Below are 14,641 nucleotides of genomic sequence, written 5' to 3' on the forward strand. Positions count from 1 at the left end.
CCGGGAATCGCCGAACGCGGTCTTCGATGTGTAGCCGTTCGGGCGGCCGAGGAGGTGGTTCGGGTCGTCTTCGGCGGTCCTCGGAGCGGTGACCGTGGCGGATCCGATCGCCGACGGCGAGCTGCCACCGCATGCGGCCAGCGAGAGCGTGGCCAGCGTGACGGAGACGGTGGCTACGGTACGGCGGGCTGAGTTCCGGGGACTCCGGCACTCAAGGCCAAGGCCGCGGCCTCACCGCGTGAAGTGACGTTCAGCTTCTTCAAGAGGCCCGCGACGTGGAATTTGACCGTGCTTTCGGTGATGCCGAGCGCGGCGGCGATGGACTTGTTGCGTTGTCCTTGTGCCACGAGCCGGAGCACTTCGAGTTCGCGGGGATTGAGGTCCGCCAGCTGAGTCTCGTCGACCCGGCCCGAGGCAGGCTCGAACGGAAGGTCGATGGTGACGCGACTGCCCCAGCCGGGGACGGCGTCGATCTCGACGGTGGCGCCCAGCGTTTTCGCGCGTCCGTCGAGCTGCGCTCGCAGACCCTGGACGTCGAGGTTCCCGGATTCCCGGTCCCGGACATCGAGATGCAGCGCGGTGCTGTCGCTCGACCAGGCGATCCGGAGGCGGGTCAGATCCGGCTGGCCCGTGAAGGCCAGGACCGCCGCACAAGTCATCGCCCTGGCGGCATGGGCGACCTCGCCCGGTACCGGCTGCCCGTTCTTCGCCGGGGCCGTGAACTCCAGTTCCGCGTCGTGATGGCGCAGCATCTGCCGGATTTCCCGCCGTAGCCTGCCGAACGCGGCGTGCGCGGGCTCTTCGGATTGCGCGAGATCGGTTTCCCGGGCGGATCGGAGCGCGACCAGCGCGGCCGAGGCGGAGTCGGTCGCGGCGAGCCGGGCGCGGTGGTCGTCCAGCCGGGCGGACCGCAGGGTGGTGAGGATCGTGACGAGCGCGGTTTCGTGTGCCGCGGCCATTTCGGTGATCGTCCTGGCGCGTTCGCTGGAGGCCGCGCGGGATTCGGCGAGGTAGTCGGGGCTGGCCTGGGTCACCTGCTGGCGGATCGAGGTCGCGACGATGCCGAAGACCTCGGCCAGTGGAGCGGGTCGCGGGAAGCGGGTCCGGCTCGACCGGGGGACGAGGACGAGCAGAGTGCCGATCGGATCCTGCACGGCCCAGACCGTCCGGGTGGTACCGCCGAGGGCGGCCGTCGTGGTCAGCTGATGGCCGGCGGGCACACTCGCCTTGAGTGCTTCGAGTTCGGCGATGGTGACCTTGTCGGTGATCTCCCGGGCGCCGGTGACCTTGCGAGGCCGCCCGGTGCACTCCCGGGTGAAGATGACCAGGGCCTGGTGCGGCCAGCCGTCGGCGAGGAAACGCGAGAACCGGTCGGCGATTTCGCGCAGCGGGCCCTCGATGACGTCGCGCAGTGCGGTCAGGTCGGCGGAGTCGGGCATCGGATGAGCCTATCCGCCGGCTCGCCTGGTCGAAAGGACAGGATCCACTGGACCGATGGCCAGGTCGCTCCCGCCTGCTTCCGGCCTAGCCTCACGTGAAGCATGCGCTCAGGCGCATGCCTGTGTCGTCGAACGGTGGAGGAAACAGGGAATGCCACAGCAGGTGCGCGGGGTGATCGCCCGGTCCGAGAACGCTCCGGTGGAGCTGACGGAGATCGTGATCCCGGACCCCGGCCCGGGCGAGGTCGTCGTGTCGATCGCGGCCTGCGGGGTCTGCCACACGGATCTGACCTACCGCGAGGGCGGCATCAACGACGAGTTCCCGTTCCTGCTGGGGCACGAGGCCGCGGGCACCGTGGAAAGCGTTGGCGAGGGCGTGGATTCCGTGCGGCCGGGGGATTTCGTCGTCCTCAACTGGCGCGCGGTCTGCGGACAGTGCCGGGCCTGCAAACGCGGACGTCCGCAGTACTGCTTCGACACCTTCAACGCGACACAGAAGATGACGCTGACCGACGGCACCGAACTGACGCCGGCCCTGGGCGTCGGCGCGTTCGCGGACAAGACACTCGTCCACGCCGGACAATGCACCAAGGTCGATCCCGCCGCGGACCCGGCCGTCGCGGGCCTGCTCGGCTGCGGTGTGATGGCCGGGCTCGGCGCGGCGGTCAACACCGGCGCAGTCGGCCGTGGCGACTCGGTCGCGGTCATCGGCTGCGGGGGCGTCGGTGACGCCGCCATCGCGGGGGCCCGACTGGCGGGCGCGGGCACGATCATCGCGGTCGACCGGGACGAGCGGAAGCTCACGTGGGCCCGTGAACTCGGCGCGACCCACACCGTCGACGCGAGTGCCACCGACACGGTCGCCGCGATCCAGGAACTGACCGGCGGTTTCGGCGCCGACGTCGTCATCGACGCGGTCGGCCGCCCGGAGACGTGGAAAGCGGCCTTCTACGCCCGCGACCTGGCGGGCACCGTGGTCCTGGTCGGAGTCCCGACCCCGGACATGCGGCTGGAGATGCCGCTGATCGACTTCTTCTCGCGCGGTGGCTCGCTGAAGTCGTCCTGGTACGGCGATTGCCTGCCGGAGCGGGACTTCCCGATGCTGATCGACCTGTACCTCCAGGGCCGGTTGCCGCTGGAGCGGTTCGTGACCGAGCGGATCGCGCTCGACGGTGTCGAGAAGGCCTTCCACGCCATGCACGCCGGTGAAGTGCTGCGTTCGGTGGTGATCCTGTGAGCGGGAACCTGCGGATCGAGCGCGTCGTCACCGCCGGGGTCTTCGAGCTCGACGGCGGGAGCTGGGACGTCGACAACAACGTCTGGCTCGTCGGGGACGACGACGAGGTCGTGATCGTGGACGCCGCGCACGACGAGAAGACCATCGCCGAGGCCGTGGGCGGCCGCGCCGTCGTCGCCGTCGTCTGCACCCACGGGCACAACGACCATGTCACCGTCGCTCCGCAGCTCAGCGAACACCTGCACGCGCCCGCCGTTCTGCATCCGGGGGATCGGGAGCTGTGGGAGATGACCCATCCCGGCGTCCGTTTCCGGAGCGCGGAGGACGGTGAACGGATCGCCGTCGCCGGTACGGAGCTCGAAGTCATCCACACGCCGGGACACTCGCCCGGATCGGTTTGCCTGCATCTTCCCGAGGCCAAGGCGCTCTTCTCCGGCGACACGCTCTTCTCGGGCGGACCCGGCGCGACGGGACGTTCGTTCTCCGACTTCCCGACGATCATTTCCTCGATCAGGGAACGGCTTTTCGCCTTGCCCGAGGACACCAAGGTCCACACCGGACACGGTGACCCCACCACGATCGGCGCCGAAGCCCCGCACCTGGCCGAATGGATCGCCCGAGGACACTGAACCGTCCACTCATCCGAGACGGGCGCGGGCGTCGCCGAATTCCGGTGTCTGTGGCCTTGGCGACTTTTGCGCCCGGACGGAAGTCGGGGCTGCCACTGTTCGGCCAGTGACGGGGCGTGGTGTGATTCCGGTGGCGGGGGCGGTGACCGCCGGCGTGGGGTTGGCGGTTCAGGCCCGGTTGAACGGAGAGCTCGGTTCACGGGTAGGGGACGGGATCGCGGCGACGCTGGCGTCCACGGTCGTCGGCCTTGTCCTGTTACTGCTGGTTGTTCCGCTGCACCCGGCCGGACGGCGCGGGCTGCGGCTGATGCGCGCGGCGGTGCGCGACGGCGATCTGCGGTGGTGGCACCTGGCCGGCGGCGTCTGTGGTGCGTTGTTCGTGGCCGGGCAAGGAATCAGCGTCGGCGCTGTCGGGGTGGCGGTGTTCACCGTGGCCGTGGTGGGTGGCTCGGCTGTCGGTGGTCTGGTCGTCGATCGGTTCGCGATCGGGCCCGGTGGGCGGCGCTGCATCACGGTGGCGCGGGCAGCGGGTGCGGTGGCCTGCGTGGTGGCGGTCGCGGTGGCCGGGCACGGCGCATGGGGTGGATCCGGGACAGTGGTGGTGGTGTTGCCGGTGCTCGCCGGTGCCGCGGTCGCGGTCCAGTCGGCGTTGAACGGGCGGCTCGGGGTGATCGCCGGATCGCCGTGGCCGGCCACTTTGGTCAACTTCGCCGTCGCGGCCACGTCGCTGGCCGGCGTGCTGACCGTGCGGGCCGTGTCCGGCTGGAGCTCACCGGTGCGCCTGCCCGCGGAGCCGCTGCTCTACCTCGCCGGGGTGATCGGCGTCGGGGTCATCGCGGTGGCCACGATCGCCGTCCGGCATCTCGGTGTGCTGGTGTTCGGCTTGGCCGGCGTTGCAGGGCAGCTGCTCGGCGCGGTCGTGCTCGACGCGTTCACGCCGGGCCGAGAGCCGTCGGTGGCCACGTTCGCCGGCATCGTGATCACGTTCCTCGCATTGGCGCTGGCGACCCATCCACGCTTCCGGCGACCGGAACCCGGACACGCGCCGACCGAAAGCTGAGCGTCCTCACAAGCCCGCCGCCTACCAGGAGTCCATCGGCGGCCGGCCCGGCACGGCCGGGAAGTGACCCGAGATCACCTCGTCGCGAACGGCACGTCTTTCTGTCGCGCGACATTGATGTTTTCTTTACGGCCGGATCGGCGTTTCTTGGCGCCGGGTCGTTAGTGTCCGCGTCGGTGTGCGGCCGCCCCGTCCGGGGGAGATGGCGTGCAGGTACGCGGGGAGGACAGGGGTATGACCGAGGTGCCGGACTACGTTGTTCCGGATCGGGTGGACAGTCCGGATCGGCAGGTGGCGCCCACGGGCAAGGTCGGCCGGTGGCTGATGGAGCACCGGGTCCAGCCGGTGGGGCCGGAGAGCCACGAGGAACACACGACACCGCAGTCGTGGTGGAAGGTCATGTGCCTCACCGGCGTGGACTATTTCTCCACGTTGTCGTATTTGCCCGGTATCGCGGCGCTGGCGGCGGGGGCGCTGTCCCCGCTGGCGACGTTGCTGATCGTCGCGCTGACCCTGCTGGGGATGTTGCCGATGTACCGGCGGGTGGCGAAGGAGAGCCCGCACGGTCAGGGGTCGGTCGCGATGCTGGAGAACCTGCTGCCGTTCTGGCGCGGCAAGATCTTCGTGTTGGTACTGCTGGGTTTCGTCGCGACATCGTGGATCATCACGATCACGCTCTCGTCGGCGGATGCCACGGTGCACGCGCTGGAGAACCCCATCACCCCGTCGTTCCTGCACGGGCACGAGGTGCTGATCACGGTGATCCTGCTGCTCATCCTGGGCGGGGTGTTCTTGCTCGGGTTCAGCGAGGCGGTCGGGGTCGCGATCCCGCTGGTCGCGATCTTCCTGGTGCTCAACGCCGTCGTCGTGGTCGCCGGGATCGGCGAGGTGTTCACCGAACCCGGCGCGTTCGACCGCTGGATCGACGCGCTCACCTCCGGGGGAGGCGGGTTCGGCGGTGTGGTCGGCCCGGCGATCCTGGCGTTCCCGTTGCTGGTGCTCGGATTGTCCGGTTTCGAGACCGGCGTGAGCATGATGCCACTGGTGGCGGCCAAGGGGGAGAACGCCGAACAGAAACTGGCGAACCGGATCCGCAACACCCGCAAGCTGCTCACCGCCGCCGCGCTGATCATGTCGGTGTACCTGATCGCGACGAGTTTCGTCACCACGGTCCTGATCCCGGCCGACGCGTTCAAACCGGGTGGTGAGGCGAACGGCCGGGCGCTGGCGTACCTCGCGCACGAGCTGCTGGGCGAATGGGTCGGTACCGCCTACGACATCAGCAGCATCCTGATCCTGTGGTTCGCCGGGGCGTCGGCGATGGCCGGTCTGATCAACATCGTGCCGCGTTATCTGCCCGCGTACGGGATGGCGCCGGACTGGGCTCGCGCGGTCCGTCCGGTGGTGCTGGTCTACACCGCGATCTGCGTCCTGGTGACGATCATCTTCAACGCCGACGTCAACGCCCAGGCCGGCGCGTACGCCACCGGGATCCTCGCGATGATGGTGTCCGCGTCGGTCGCGGTGGCGATCTCGGCGGCGAAGAAGCGGCAGCGCAAGGCCGCGATCGCGTTCGCCGTGCTGACGCTGATCCTGATCTACGCGTTGGTGGAGAACGTCATCGAGAAGCCCGACGGTCTCACGATCTCCGCGTTCTTCATTCTCGGGATCATCGTGGTGTCGCTGATCTCGCGGGTCACGCGCACCACGGAACTACGGGTGGAGCACATCGAATTCGACGAGCCCGCCCGCCGGTTCGTCACCGATTCCATCGCCCACGACGGCGCGCTGACCATCATCGCGAACCGCCGCCAGGCCGGGGACGCCGACGAGTACCGGGCGAAGGAGGCCGAGCAGCGCGGCCTGAACCCGGTGCCGGGTGCCGCCGACGTCCTGTTCCTCGAGATCGACGTCATCGACCCGTCCGGGTTCAGCGACGTGCTGAAGGTCCGCGGTGTCGAGATCGAAGGTTTCCGTGTCCTGCGGGTGGAAAGCCCGGCCGCGCCGAACGCGATCGCGGCCGTCCTGCTCGCGTTGCGCGACGCCACCGGTGTGCGGCCGCAGTGCCATTTCGAATGGAGTGAGGGCAATCCGCTCGGGCACCTGTTCCGCTATCTGATCCTCGGCCGCGGCGACACCGCACCGGTGGTCCGCGAGATCATCCGTACCAGCGAACGCGATCCGGCACTGCGGCCGGGAATCCACGTCGGCTGACGACAGGCGTCAACAAGAGGTCGAGGCCAGGGCGATCGGCGTACTGTTCCCGTGAAATTCGGTCTCGTGTCACCGAGAAGGGATTCCCGTCGCACGAGGATCGGGTCCATGCACGAACGATTCGACCGGCTCGTCGCCCGGCTGCTGCGGACGTCGCGGCTGGTCGCCGACATGATGGACCGGGCAGGCACGGCGTTGGTCGAAGCCGACGGCGAGCTGGCGCGCGAGGTCATCGCCGACGGCGCGACCCTGGGACGGGCCAAGGTCGAGGCGGAGGAAGACGCACACGCGATCCTGGTGTCGCAGTCGCCGGTGACGACCGATCCGCGGGTCGTGCCGGCGGCGATCCACGCCGTCGGCGACCTCGACCGGATGGGACGGCTGGCGATTCATGTCGCCGAGGCCGTCCAGCGCAGGTACCCGGCCCGGGTGGTGCCGCAGGTGCTCGTGCCGCGGTTCGTCGAAATGGGCCGCATCGCGGTGTGGCTGGCGGTGATGGCCGGGCAGGCCGTCCAGAACCGTGACGCCGTACTGGCCCGGACGCTGATCAGTGTCGACGACGACATGGACGACCTGCACCGGACGCTCTTCGCGGTGATCGACTACCAGGACTGGGCCTACGGCACCGCGCAAGCGGTCGACGCGGCCTTGGTGAGCCGGTACTACGAACGGTTCGCCGATCACGCGGTCTCGCTGGCGGAGCGGACCACGTTCGTCGTCGATCGTCCCGGGCGGACTGATGTCGTGCCTGAACAGGGCGGTGCGCGGATCGCCTAGTACCGGGGTGCCCGGGGACCGGCGTCCCCGGGCACCCCGTTCAGAGCCGTCGCTTGTCGAAGAGGGTCAGGCGTTCGCTGAGTGACCACAGTTTCCGAACGTCGCCGGGATCGACGGCGGCGGCCGCGGCTTTCGAGGGCAGCCGGCCGTCGTAGTAGCCGCCGTTGAGCACCTTGGCCCAGGGGGCCGCCAGCCGGGCGACAGGTTCGGCTCCTTCGGCGACCGGACGGCCGCGGTAGCTGTATCCGGGAAGCATCGCGGTGGCGATGATGCCCGGGTGCACGCTGACGGCTTCCCGGACCTTCGGCCGGAACTCGGTCAGCGCGGTGGTCATCATGGTGAGAGCGAGTTTGGACTGCGCGTAGGCGGCACCGCGGTTGTAGCGGCGCTTCCAGTTGAGGTCGTTCCAGTTGATCCGCCCGCCGCGGTGCAGCGAGGAGGACACGTTGACCACACGGCTCACCTCGGAGCGATCGAGCGCGTCCTCGAGTAGCCGGGTCAGGAGGTACGGGGCGAGGTAGTTGACCTGGACGGTCTGTTCGTGACCGTCCTTGGTGAGTACCCGCCCGTGCGGCCCGGTGATCCCGGCGTTGTTGACCAGGACGTCGAGGCGGGGACAGCTCTCGTCGACGGCGACGGCGACGGCGAGGTCGATGACCTGGCGCAGATCGGTGAAATCGGCGACGACCGGCTGAAGCCTTCGCACGTCGACGCCGGATTTCACCAGCCGGTCGTAGGATGCGCCGCTTTCCTCGCGGGTGCGGGCATGGGCGAGCACCGTGCATCCTTGAGCGAGGAGCAGGCGGGCGGTTTCGAAACCGATACCGTCGGATGCTCCGGTGAGCAGGACGGTGGGGCTTTCGTTCATTGGTCCATCCACAAAGGACTCGTGGGCGCGTTCGATCGCGCCTGGGGGCCGGAAGGTCAACGGCCGGCCGGGGAATCGCCGGTATCGGAGGTATCGCCGACCGGCGCCGGATGAGGTGGACGGTCGTCGTGGCGCACGGCCCACGCGTGCCCTCTGCCCATGACTCCAGCCAACCGTGGCCGTGTCCGAGGAGCAAGATCGGTCGTTCCGGTTTTACGGATTCCTTCCGTGGCAACACTCACCGGGCGGCCAACCGGAAGCGCATCCGGCAGACGACGGCGTCCGAATGGCGGCGCAGGGCGCGAGCGAGCACGCCGCCGCGCTGGTTCTGCAGGACCCGCTGCCACCAATGCTCCGGTTCGACCTCGGCGATCAGCACGAAGACGTGCCGGTCGCCGACCGTGCGGAGGTGCTCCACCAGCGGCTCGCCGAGACGGCGTCGTTCGTCGTGGAGTAGGACCAGTGCCACTTCGGGGTGCCACTTCTCCCAGGCAGCGACGAAGTCCCGTGCCGACTGTTCGTCTTCGGGGTGGATGACGTGCACGGCCTCGACGTGGTCGCCGAGTGACAATGCGGCGGCGAGCGCGTCACGGGTCAGGCGGGAGACGGTGTGGACGGGGACGACGACGAGTGAGCGGTGTGGTCGCGGGGGAGCGGGGGTCAGGCCGAGTCCGAGCCGCTCGCCGATCCGGCGGTAGCCGCGTTCCACCCATTCCATGGCCGCCACCAGCAGCGGCAGCGCGACGACGATCAACCAGCCGCCTTCGCCGAATTTGGTCGTCGTCACCACGATCGCCGCGGCTCCGGTGAGCAGCGCGCCGAGGCCGTTGAGCGTGGCCTTGCCCCGCCAGCCGGATGGGCGGTTCCGCCGCCAGTGCCGGACCATCCCGACCTGGGAGAGGGTGAACCCGGCGAACACCCCGATCGCGAACAGCGGGACCAGGGTGTTCATGTCGCCGTCGGTGATGACGAGCAGCAGGGCCGCGGTGATCGCGAGGAAACCGACGCCGTAGCGGTACACCTGGCGTTCCGCGCGCAAGGCGAACACATGCGGCAGCTTGTTGTGCTTGGCGAGCAACTGGGCCAGCACGGGAAGCCCGCCGAACGACGTGTTCGCGGCCAAGGCGAGCAGGACCACGGTCGAGAACTGGACCAGGTAGAAACCGAAGCCGTCGCCCAGCGCCGCGGTCGTCACCTGCGAGAGCACGGTGACGCCGTCCACCGGATGGATGGCGAATTTCCCGATCAGCACGGCGATCCCGAGGAGCATCACGCCGAGAAGGCCGCCCAGTGCGATCTCCGCGTGTTGCGCGCGCCGGACTCGAGGCTTGCGGAACGACGGTACGGCGTTGGCGATCGCCTCGACTCCGGTCAGCGCCGCGCAGCCGTTCGCGAAGGCCTTGAGCAGCAACAGAATGCCGACCGTCTGCAGGTTCTGCGCGTGGTCCGGCGCGACGACCGCCGCGGCGGGGCCGGAACGGAACAGGCCGGCGGCGATCACGGTCAGGATCGCGCCGACGTAGATCACGGTGGGCACGACGAACATCCGGGCGCTCTCGGCGATGCCGCGCAGGTTCACGCCGGTGACCAGCGCCAGCACGCCGAGGCACAACCACAGCGTGTACGGCAGCAGCCCGGGAAACGCCGATGTCAGCGCGGCCACCCCGGCCGCCACCGAAACCGCGACGTTGAGCACGTAGTCGACGATCAGCGATGCCGCCGCCACCAGCGAGGCTCGGCGCCCGAGGTAGGCCCGGCTGACCCCGTAGGCGCCGCCGCCGTCGGGGAACGCGGCGATCACCTGACGGTAGGACAACGTCAGCACGCCCAGCAGGACCGCGATCGCGAGCGTGACCGGAACGGTGAAGCCCAGCCCCGCACCACCGGCGACGGCCAGCACGATGACGATGGCCTCGGGTCCATAGGCGACCGACGCCATCGCGTCCAAGGACAGCGCGGCGAGCCCGCCGATGACGGAAAGGCGGTGACGTTCGGAGCGGTCGGTTCCGCTCTCGGGGCGGGCGAGGGTCGTGGTCACCTGGCGTTCCTCGACAGGGCCGCGAAACCGGTGGCGCCAAGGGAATTCAGCGCGAACACAAGGGCGTCGCGCCCGGATGGATGCCCCAGCACCAGCCAGGAATGCAGGAGCCAGCAGATCGTCGCGGTGACGAAGGCGGCCCGTGCGGTGCCGAGCAAGGCGATGGCGTCGATCACCGCGACCATGAGCAACACCGAAACGAGCGGCTGTGGTGAGCCGCCCGCTCGTGCGAGGAAAGCCGCGGCTGGAGCACCTGCGAAACCCAGGGGATAGCTGATCGAGGCGGAGACGGTGGTCCGGCGTGCGGTGTGCATCCCGATAGCCGAGCCTGTCTTGGACGCCGGCTGAAGAGCCGCTTACGGCCTTCGCATGCCGAACGGCCCCGTTTTGACGTCGCCACCACGCTCAGTCGTCCGGACCGCGCAAGGTCAGGACGACGCGGAGCACGTGTTCCACCGCGGCGGGGAACACGGCTCCGCGTAGCTCGCCCCGGCTCGCGAGGGTGAGCCCGGCGAAGTCCAGCATCCGGTCCTCACCGAGCCGCCGGACGGTCAGCGTGGCCACTTCCTCGAGGTCGAGGCCGGGATTGTCCATCCGGGTCAGCGCGAACTCGATGAGCAGTTGCTCGTCCGTCATTCCGCACCTCCGCCTCATACAGAGGATACGGCGGCCGTGATCAGGACAGGACGCGTCCGAGGAAGTCCCGGATGAGGGCGGCGATCTCCGGGCCGTGCGTCTCGAGGGCGAAGTGCCCGGCGTCGAGGAGGTGCAGCTCGGCGTCAGGCAGGTCGCGGAGGAAGGCACGGGCGCCGTCGGGGCCGAAGATCTCGTCGTGCTCGCCCCAGGCGATGAGCGTCGGCGGCCGGTGCTCGCGGAAGTACTCCTGGACGGCCGGGTAGACGTCGAGGTTGAACTGGTAGTCCCAGAACAACTGCAGCTGCACCTCCTTGTTCCCGGGACGGTCGAGCAGGGCCTGGTCGAGGGTCCAGGTGTCCGGGGAGAGGCGGTCCAGCCGGTCGGCGGGGACGCCGTGGGTGTACTGCCAGCGGGTCGCCGCGGGCTCCAGGAGTTCGCGCACGGCCTCCTCGTGGGTTTCGCGGTCCTTGGCATGGGCGAACAGGACGTCCCAGAACGGCGTGAAGCCGTCGACATAGGCGTTGCCGGACTGCACCAGCAGCGCGCTGACCCGCTCCGGGTGTCTGCTCGCGATGCGGAGCCCGATGGGCGCGCCGTAATCCTGGATGTAGAGGGCGAAGCGGTCCAGGCCGAGTGCGTCGAGGAGGCCGAGGGTGATCGCGGTCAGGTTCTCGAACGAGTACTCGAACCGGTCTACGGGCGGGGCGTCGGAGTGGCCGAAGCCGATGTGGTCGGGGGCGATGACGTGATAGCGGTCGGCCAGCGCGGGGATCAGCGTGCGGAACATCTGTGACGACGTGGGGAAACCGTGCAGCAGGACCACCGTCGGCGCGGTGGGGTCGCCGGCCTCCCGGTAGAAGACGCTCCGGCCGTCGATGGTCGCGGTGCGGTGGAAGACCTCGCCGGCGGATCGGGTGACTTCGGACATGACAGGCGCTCCTCGGTTCTAACCTTCTAAGTATGTTTGAACGGTTAGACTCAAGCATGCTGCGAACTAACCTGTCAAGCGGTCGACGGAGGGTAGAATGACTCTCGTGCTGCAACGTCCTCTGACCGGTGAACCCCTCGCGCTGGATCTGCTGAACACCACGTGGCCCGACCGTGGTGAGTGGCGCGACGCCTTCGACGAGCCGGGGGGCGTCGATGCCTGGCTGGCCGAGCGAGGCCTGCCGGATACGCCGGGCGCGGAGGACCCCTTGCGCCACACGCGTTCCGTCCTGCGTGAAGTGCTCGAAAACCCCGGTGAGGCCGCCGAGCGCGCGCTGAACGAGGTGCTGGCGCGCGGGCGTCTACAGCCGGAACTGCGGGAGGGTGGCGTCGAAGAGGTGATCGAGGTCGACGACGCGGCCTGGCGGCCCGCGTGGCTCGCGGCGTACGGCTACTTGAGCCTGCTTCGCACGCGTCCGGACCGGATCAAGCGATGTTCGGCGTATCCGGCGTGCACGCTGTACTTCGACGACACGACGCGGAACGGCACCCGGCGATGGTGCTCGATGGAAACCTGTGGCAACCGGGCGAAAGCCGCCCGCCACTATCGTCGCGAACAGTCGGCCTAGCGCCGATCCGGCGGTTCTGACAGGGCGCCCCTGTCCGTGAAGGCCTCCTTGGTGAACCCGTATTTGCTGACCCGCTGGCGTGGCCGGGGCCGAGTGTGGAGGATTCGGGACGTTGTGCGTCCTGAATCCTCCACGGTCGACCCCGTCGGTGAGGCAGGCGGGCAGTGAAGCTCATGCCGGCTGCCGTCTTGGGCGAGCGGGGAAGATTCCAGCCGTCCAACGTCCAGGATCTTCCCCGCTCGGTCGTCCACCCCGAGGCGCGACCGGCACGATCAAGGGTTCAAGACCAGGACGGCCACCGCGACGATGAAGGAATCGGGACACTCAACGTCCCAATTCCTTCATCGTCATCCCTCGACGACAACCGGACTCTCACTCCCACGCAGATCGGACGTAAGTACACAAATGAAGGCCTCCTTGAGGGACCCAGAGTCCCTCAAGGAGGCCTTCACGGACTTGCCGATCGCCCATACGCGCTGCCGCCACGCATGGAATCCGGCAAAACGGGTAAAAGGCCGGTATGACTGAGGGTCGAGTGGCGGTGTTCGCGCCGTCTCCGCAGCTGACGGTGACGGTGGAGGAACTGGACGGGGCTCCCGACGTCCACGTCCACGCGGGTGGGCAGGGAGTGTGGCAGTCGCGGATGATCGACGCCCTCGGCGCGCGGGCGGTGGTGTGCTGCGCGCTCGGCGGGGAGACCGGGCGGGTGCTGCGGCATCTGATCGGCGTCGACGCGGAAGTCCGCGAGGTCGCGGCACGCAACGGCGCCTACGTGCACGACCGGCGCGACGGCCGACGGGACGAGATGGTGCGGATGCCCGCCGACGCGCTGACCCGGCACGAACTCGACGATCTGTACGAGCTGACCCTGGTCCAGGCCTTGCGCGCGGACGTGGCCGTACTCAGCGGGCCGGACGGTGACGACGTCCCGGTGCCGCATTCGACTTACGAACGGCTCGCCCGCGACCTGGGCACGCACGGCACGCCGGTCGTGGTGGATCTCTCCGGGGAACGGCTCGCCAGGGCGCTCGCGGGGGAGCCGGCGGTGATCAAGGTCAGCCACGAGGAGATGGTCGAGGACGGGCTGGCGGAGTCGGATTCGCTGGCCGACCTTGCGGACGGTTGCCGTGAGCTGGCGTCGGGTGGTGCCCGGGCGGTCGTCGTGTCCCGTGCGGCCGAGGAGACACTCGCCTGTCTGGAAGGGCGGTTCGTCCTGGTGGAGTCGCCCGATCTGACGCCGGTCGACACCCGCGGTGGCGGGGACTCGATGACCGCGGGGCTCGCGGTCGGCCTGGCGCAAGGCCGGTCGCTGGAAGACGCGGTGAAGCTCGGCGCCGCGGCAGGCGCGATCAACGTGACACGACATGGTCTCGGTTCGGGTAGTGACGGCGCGGTAAGGGAACTCACCGGACGAGTACGCCTGAAACCGTGGGAGGCCTCCTGATGCGTGCCCTGATCACCAACGACGACGGTATCGACTCGCCGGGCCTGGCGGCGCTGGCCCAAGGCGCCGTGGACCACGGCTGGACCGTGGTGGTCGCCGCGCCCGCGGCGGAGGCGAGCGGGACCAGCGCGGGCCTGACCGGTGCCGGGGGAGCGGGGCGGGTCGCGGTCGAACGACGCGAGCTGCCCGGGCTGGCCGGTGTCCCCGCGTTCGCCGTCGCCGCGCATCCCGGCCTGATCGCCCTGGCGGCGGCGCAGGGAACATTCGGCGAAGCACCGGAGATCGTCCTGTCCGGCGTGAACCACGGGGCGAACGTCGGGCGCGCGATCCTGCACTCGGGCACGGTGGGCGCGGCGCTGACGGCCTCGATCAACGGTGCCAGGGCGCTGGCGGTCTCACTCGACGTGGGACTGGATCCCGGCCCGCGCCCCCATTGGGACACCGCGGTCGCCGTCGCCGCGACCCTGTTCGACCGGCTGACGGAACTGCCCGCCGGTACGGTTCTGAACCTCAACGTGCCCGATCGTTCCGAGGCGGGACCGCCGAAACGCACCGGGCTGGCCGAGTTCGGCGCGGTGCGCAGTCACATCCAGAACGGCGAGGACAGCGCGTTCACCCTGACCGCGGTCACGGTCGAGGGCGAGTTGTCGCCGGGCAGCGACGCCCGCCTGCTGAGCGAAGGCCACGCGACGGTGACCGCGCTGAACTCGGTCACCGAAGATCCCCATCTGGACTGGTGACCT

At 69.3% G+C, this 14,641-nt stretch carries 14 protein-coding genes; 8 read left to right on the plus strand and 6 right to left on the minus strand.

Features of this window, described 5'->3' with window-relative positions; genetic code table 11:
* Positions 1–173: 173 nt before the first annotated feature.
* A complete protein-coding gene (locus AJAP_RS15900; RefSeq protein ID WP_038512287.1) occupies positions 174–1,439 on the minus strand; it encodes a helix-turn-helix transcriptional regulator in 1,266 nt (421 codons plus the stop codon).
* Between the two features lie 151 nt (positions 1,440–1,590).
* Here AJAP_RS15900 and AJAP_RS15905 point away from each other — a divergent pair, with 151 nt between their 5' ends.
* From AJAP_RS15905 to AJAP_RS15925, 5 genes are all read left to right on the plus strand, one after another.
* Complete coding sequence (locus tag AJAP_RS15905) at positions 1,591–2,676, plus strand: S-(hydroxymethyl)mycothiol dehydrogenase (protein ID WP_038512290.1); 1,086 nt, start codon at positions 1,591–1,593, stop codon at positions 2,674–2,676.
* Complete coding sequence (locus tag AJAP_RS15910; protein WP_038512292.1) at positions 2,673–3,305, plus strand: MBL fold metallo-hydrolase; 633 nt, start codon at positions 2,673–2,675, stop codon at positions 3,303–3,305. The genes AJAP_RS15905 and AJAP_RS15910 overlap by 4 nt, the downstream gene beginning before the upstream one ends.
* A gap of 106 nt (positions 3,306–3,411) precedes the next feature.
* Positions 3,412–4,365 (plus strand): DMT family transporter, encoded by a 954-nt coding sequence (locus tag AJAP_RS15915; protein WP_038512295.1) that lies wholly within the window; start codon positions 3,412–3,414, stop codon positions 4,363–4,365.
* Positions 4,366–4,599: 234 nt separating this feature from the next.
* A complete protein-coding gene (locus AJAP_RS15920; RefSeq protein ID WP_038512298.1) occupies positions 4,600–6,579 on the plus strand; it encodes an APC family permease in 1,980 nt (659 codons plus the stop codon).
* 108 nt (positions 6,580–6,687) lie between these two features.
* Positions 6,688–7,356, plus strand: coding sequence for a phosphate signaling complex PhoU family protein (locus AJAP_RS15925; protein WP_038512301.1), 669 nt, complete (start codon positions 6,688–6,690; stop codon positions 7,354–7,356).
* A 40-nt stretch (positions 7,357–7,396) separates the two neighbouring features.
* Here the strand turns inward: AJAP_RS15925 and AJAP_RS15930 are convergent, their stop codons facing one another.
* The 5 genes from AJAP_RS15930 to AJAP_RS15950 all read right to left on the minus strand — a co-directional run bounded on the left by AJAP_RS15930 (position 7,397) and on the right by AJAP_RS15950 (position 11,826).
* Positions 7,397–8,224, minus strand: coding sequence for an SDR family NAD(P)-dependent oxidoreductase (locus AJAP_RS15930; protein WP_038512304.1), 828 nt, complete (start codon positions 8,222–8,224; stop codon positions 7,397–7,399).
* Positions 8,225–8,462: 238 nt separating this feature from the next.
* The gene (locus tag AJAP_RS15935) at positions 8,463–10,262 is read right to left on the minus strand and encodes an APC family permease (protein WP_038512307.1); all 1,800 of its coding nucleotides are present in this window, start codon (positions 10,260–10,262) and stop codon (positions 8,463–8,465) included.
* Entirely contained in the window at positions 10,259–10,576 is a 318-nt protein-coding gene (locus AJAP_RS43630) for a hypothetical protein (RefSeq protein WP_073843964.1), read from the minus strand. The genes AJAP_RS15935 and AJAP_RS43630 overlap by 4 nt, the downstream gene beginning before the upstream one ends.
* Positions 10,577–10,667: 91 nt before the next feature.
* Positions 10,668–10,898, minus strand: coding sequence for a hypothetical protein (locus AJAP_RS15945; protein ID WP_038512313.1), 231 nt, complete (start codon positions 10,896–10,898; stop codon positions 10,668–10,670).
* Positions 10,899–10,938: 40 nt separating this feature from the next.
* Complete coding sequence (locus tag AJAP_RS15950) at positions 10,939–11,826, minus strand: alpha/beta fold hydrolase (RefSeq protein WP_038512316.1); 888 nt, start codon at positions 11,824–11,826, stop codon at positions 10,939–10,941.
* A 97-nt stretch (positions 11,827–11,923) separates the two neighbouring features.
* On the opposite strand from AJAP_RS15950, the gene AJAP_RS15955 reads away from it, so the two are divergent.
* The 3 genes from AJAP_RS15955 (at position 11,924) to surE (ending at position 14,638) form a co-directional block, all read left to right on the plus strand.
* Positions 11,924–12,454: a CGNR zinc finger domain-containing protein gene (locus tag AJAP_RS15955; RefSeq protein ID WP_038512319.1), complete on the plus strand. Its 531-nt coding sequence runs from the start codon at positions 11,924–11,926 to the stop codon at positions 12,452–12,454.
* 520 nt (positions 12,455–12,974) lie between these two features.
* Positions 12,975–13,898: a 1-phosphofructokinase family hexose kinase gene (locus AJAP_RS15960; RefSeq protein WP_038512322.1), complete on the plus strand. Its 924-nt coding sequence runs from the start codon at positions 12,975–12,977 to the stop codon at positions 13,896–13,898.
* Positions 13,898–14,638 carry a 5'/3'-nucleotidase SurE gene (gene surE / locus AJAP_RS15965; protein WP_038523145.1) on the plus strand — a complete coding sequence of 247 codons (741 nt, stop codon included), beginning with the start codon at positions 13,898–13,900 and terminating at the stop codon, positions 14,636–14,638. Before AJAP_RS15960 ends, surE begins: the two co-directional genes overlap by 1 nt.
* Positions 14,639–14,641: the final 3 nt, after the last annotated feature.

The sequence above is a fragment of the Amycolatopsis japonica genome (assembly GCF_000732925.1).
Lineage (GTDB): Bacteria > Actinomycetota > Actinomycetes > Mycobacteriales > Pseudonocardiaceae > Amycolatopsis > Amycolatopsis japonica.

Bases quoted from the DNA above. Each gene is read 5' to 3' on its own strand.
- AJAP_RS15900 (WP_038512287.1), bottom strand. From the start codon at position 1,439: ATGCCCGACTCCGCCGACCTGACCGCACTGCGCGACGTCATCGAGGGC.
- AJAP_RS15905 (WP_038512290.1), top strand. From the start codon at position 1,591: ATGCCACAGCAGGTGCGCGGGGTGATCGCCCGGTCCGAGAACGCTCCG.
- AJAP_RS15920 (WP_038512298.1), top strand. From the start codon at position 4,600: ATGACCGAGGTGCCGGACTACGTTGTTCCGGATCGGGTGGACAGTCCG.
- AJAP_RS15925 (WP_038512301.1), top strand. From the start codon at position 6,688: ATGCACGAACGATTCGACCGGCTCGTCGCCCGGCTGCTGCGGACGTCG.
- AJAP_RS15930 (WP_038512304.1), bottom strand. From the start codon at position 8,224: ATGAACGAAAGCCCCACCGTCCTGCTCACCGGAGCATCCGACGGTATC.
- AJAP_RS43630 (WP_073843964.1), bottom strand. From the start codon at position 10,576: ATGCACACCGCACGCCGGACCACCGTCTCCGCCTCGATCAGCTATCCC.
- AJAP_RS15945 (WP_038512313.1), bottom strand. From the start codon at position 10,898: ATGACGGACGAGCAACTGCTCATCGAGTTCGCGCTGACCCGGATGGAC.
- AJAP_RS15950 (WP_038512316.1), bottom strand. From the start codon at position 11,826: ATGTCCGAAGTCACCCGATCCGCCGGCGAGGTCTTCCACCGCACCGCG.
- AJAP_RS15955 (WP_038512319.1), top strand. From the start codon at position 11,924: ATGACTCTCGTGCTGCAACGTCCTCTGACCGGTGAACCCCTCGCGCTG.
- AJAP_RS15960 (WP_038512322.1), top strand. From the start codon at position 12,975: ATGACTGAGGGTCGAGTGGCGGTGTTCGCGCCGTCTCCGCAGCTGACG.
- surE (WP_038523145.1), top strand. From the start codon at position 13,898: ATGCGTGCCCTGATCACCAACGACGACGGTATCGACTCGCCGGGCCTG.